The organism is Pseudomonas sp. P5_A2_2, assembly GCF_054177685.1.
Genome location: NZ_JBGCUL010001319.1, coordinates 1 through 1,066, shown reverse-complemented (window position 1 = coordinate 1,066; position 1,066 = coordinate 1). Strand labels below are relative to the sequence as shown.

2 protein-coding genes are annotated in these 1,066 nt (G+C 53.8%); both read right to left on the bottom strand.

Annotated elements, in window-relative coordinates; genetic code table 11:
* A partial coding sequence (locus ACXRVY_RS31100) for a nuclear transport factor 2 family protein (protein WP_458239218.1) occupies nt 1-180 on the bottom strand: 180 nt, incomplete at its 3' end.
* A gap of 60 nt (nt 181-240) precedes the next feature.
* Nucleotides 241-1,066: oxidoreductase (locus ACXRVY_RS31095; protein ID WP_458239217.1), on the bottom strand; the 826-nt coding region annotated here is incomplete at its 5' end.

The following is a 1,066-nucleotide window of genomic DNA, read 5'->3' as shown; positions in this document are numbered from 1 at the left end:
GAACAGGATTGGAATCGCGCCGCCGGTCAGCTTACCGTCGCCATCGACGCTAAACATCGTTGCTTGCTCACTGAAAGCTGGCTTCATGATGCTGCTTTTGGCGTGTTTGCAACCCTCAATGTACTTGTTCAGCACCTCGGTGATGGCTTGGTGTTCTTGTACGTAAGTCGGTTCGCTCATGTGTTTACCCTGCTTCATTGGATTGCTATTGATCACTGATTTGATTTACGCAGAAAAGCTTCAGGCTTTGGTATCAAGCCAGACAGATCCATAACGTGTGTAGGCCTCAGGAATCTCTATGACTTCCCTCAGATCATCTGCTGCGGTGCGCACCCAGAATGGATCGCGCAGCATTTGTCGCCCTACAAACACCAGATCAGCGCGGCCGTTTTGCAAGATTTCTTCGGCTTGACGCCCACTCTGAATCACACCCACAGCACCTGTAGCAATATGCAACTCCTTACGCAGTAATTCAGCGGCCGGTACCTGGTACCCCGGGTAGGTCTGCACCTTGACCATCTTGATTCCGCCGGAGCTGCAGTCGATCAGGTCAACACCCTGCTCTTTCATCCAGCGACCATATTCAAGGAACGACTCAGGCGTGTTTCCGCCTTCGGCGTAATCAGAGCTGGATATCCGTACGAACAGAGGACGATCTTCCCAGTGAGTTTTAACCTCTTCCAAAACTTCGCGCAGGAAGCGATAGCGACGCTTGGCATCACCTCCATATTCGTCGTCGCGCATGTTGGCTAGTGGCGAGAGAAACTCACTAAGCAAGTAGCCATGCGCGGCGTGGATCTCGAGCACATCGAATCCCGCTTCGCGGGCGCGCCGTGCGGCATCGCCATATAGCTTTACCAAACCCGGAATCTCATCAGCTGCGAGTTCGCGGGGAACAAGGCTGGTATCCGTGAAGGGAATCGCCGACGGAGCGATATGAATGAGATTAGGCAAATCGGCATTGCGCCCGGCATGGCCAATTTGAGCGCCAGCTTTTGCCCCAAAGCCGTGGAGCAGTTCAGTCAGCGCCTTCAGGCCRCCAATATGCTCATCGCTCCAGATACCC